We start from the raw sequence: 2,069 nt of genomic DNA, 5'->3' as shown, positions 1-2,069 counted from the left end.
CTGTGGAGTGAGCGGGGCGATCACGTGCACGCCCTTGCCGCCGGTCAGCATCGGGAAGGTGGTTAGCCCAAGCGATTTCAGAATATCCCGGAACTGGAATGCGGCAGCGCGCACGGCCTCGAAATCGAGACCTTCATCAGGGTCGAGGTCGAAGACGAGACGGTCGGCCTTTTCGACGTCCTCGATCCGAGCGCCCCACCCGTGCAGCTCGATCGTTCCCATCTGCACGCAGGTCATCAGCCCATCGGCATCGTCGACATAAAGGTACGGCTCCTCGTGACCGTCCTTTTCGGTGATGCCGACGTGATGGACCTTGTCGCCGAAGCTGCCGGCGTCGTGCTTCTGGAAGAAACACTTCTTCGCGCGGCCCTGGGGACAGCGAACAAGGCTGATTGGCCTGCTGCCGACCCAAGGGAGCATGATCTCCGCGACGGCTGCGTAGTGGTCGGCGAGCTGGCCCTTGGTGATGTTGGACTCAGGGTAGATTACGCGGCCGCGGTTGCTGATGGCAATCGTGCTCGTCGCCGGGGCCGGCAGCGTCGCTGTGTGACGTTCCGTCTCAAGCGCAACGGCTTCCGGCTTTTTGTCCTCGCGCAAGCCGAGATAGCTTGGATGGCGCAGTGTCCCTTCGTTGGTCATTTCAGTATAGGCGATCTCGGCGACAAGCTTCGGACGTATCCAGTGCGCGCCGCGAACTTCCGCGCGCGGTGCTTCGACCGTGGCGGCGCTCTGCTCGAGCGGCGCCATGGTCTTCATCAGCCTGGCCATCTCTGCGGTATCGAAACCGGTCCCGACCTTGCCGGCAAAGCGTAGCTTTCCGCCGTCATGGATCCCAAGGATAAGCGATCGAAACGCGCGATCCTTGTCTGACGGCGTCCAGCCGACGAGTACGAATTCCTGACGCTTGATGCACTTGATCTTCAGCCAGCTTCCATCCCGGGCGCCAACATAGTCCGAATCCGCCAGCTTCGAGATAACCCCCTCGAGGCCGGCGTCGCAGAAGCGGTTCAGCAATTCTTCGCCCCGGCCCTGGATATGATCGCAGTAGCGAAGGATAGGGTTCTTCGCCGGCAGGATTCCCTCCAGTTTCGCCTTGCGCTCCAGGAGCGGAAGCCTCGTCAGGTCTTCGCCGTCGAGTTGGAGCAGGTCGAAGGCATAAAAATCGATGCTGGCGGGATCACCCTTCAAGGCGTTCTGGAGCGCCTGGAAACTCGATCGCCCCTGGGCGTCGATGACAACGGCCTCGCCATCGATGAGCGCGGATCGAACCTTGAGCTTGCCTGCCTCCGAAAGGATAGAGGGGAAGCGGCCGGACCAGTCCAGACCGGAGCGCGTATAAGCGCGCGCCTCTCCGCCGCCTACCGCGACGAGAATGCGGTAGCCGTCATATTTCATTTCGTGGATCCAGCGATCGCCAGCTGGAACCCTGTCCACCAGCTTTGCGAGCTGGACCGGCCGGAAAGCCGGTGGCGGCAGATGGGCCGCGCCGCGCGAGGCTGGCCTGGCAGGGCGAGTGGAAAACGCTTCGATTGTGGGCCGATGCGACGCTAACTTACTCACTTGACCTCACTCTGATGGAACTGAACTACCCAATGCGGTATTTGCAATCTGCAGCCTATTTCTTCAGTTTCTCCGAGGCCGCATTGGGCTTGTCGCAGTCGTTCCGACCCGCTTTATGAGGGCCTCGGCCTGGTCTCTGCTGATGCCCTGCTTGCGGGCAAAATAATTGACCTCGTACCTTTCACCGCCGGAGACCTGCCAACGGTCGCGCCGCCTCGCTTGGATTTGTCGTATGTCATTGTCGCCTCCCTTGTTGCCACAGCTGCGCCGGCACAACCGCTGGACCTGTAACGTTCTGGTTCGACTTGCGATCCTAGGCCGGGCAAGAAATTCCGCGTTTCCCCTGAAGTCGCGCGTGTCGACTTTGATGTTGTCCGTGTGAAGGTCGGGAATGAAGATGTCGCGGCTACGCAGCCTATTGCGCGGCCCCTCGCTGACCGGGTGCAGAACCGCCATTGCGGCGGTGGGAAACCGCTGTTCGTCGCCTAGTGTTTCGACGGCAATACCAG

The 2,069-nt window shown here is 61.2% G+C and carries 2 protein-coding genes; both read right to left on the bottom strand.

Annotation, left to right across the window (positions count from 1 at the left end):
• Positions 1-1,560: DNA ligase D (ligD, locus tag EOA27_RS33645; RefSeq protein WP_281059505.1), on the bottom strand; the 1,560-nt coding region annotated here is incomplete at its 3' end.
• A gap of 63 nt (positions 1,561-1,623) precedes the next feature.
• On the bottom strand, positions 1,624-2,069 hold a 446-nt coding region (locus tag EOA27_RS42585), incomplete at its 5' end, for a DUF3606 domain-containing protein (RefSeq protein WP_245491247.1).

The organism is Mesorhizobium sp. M2A.F.Ca.ET.037.01.1.1, assembly GCF_003998075.1.
Lineage (GTDB): Bacteria > Pseudomonadota > Alphaproteobacteria > Rhizobiales > Rhizobiaceae > Mesorhizobium.
This window is presented reverse-complemented; position numbering and strand designations above follow the sequence as displayed.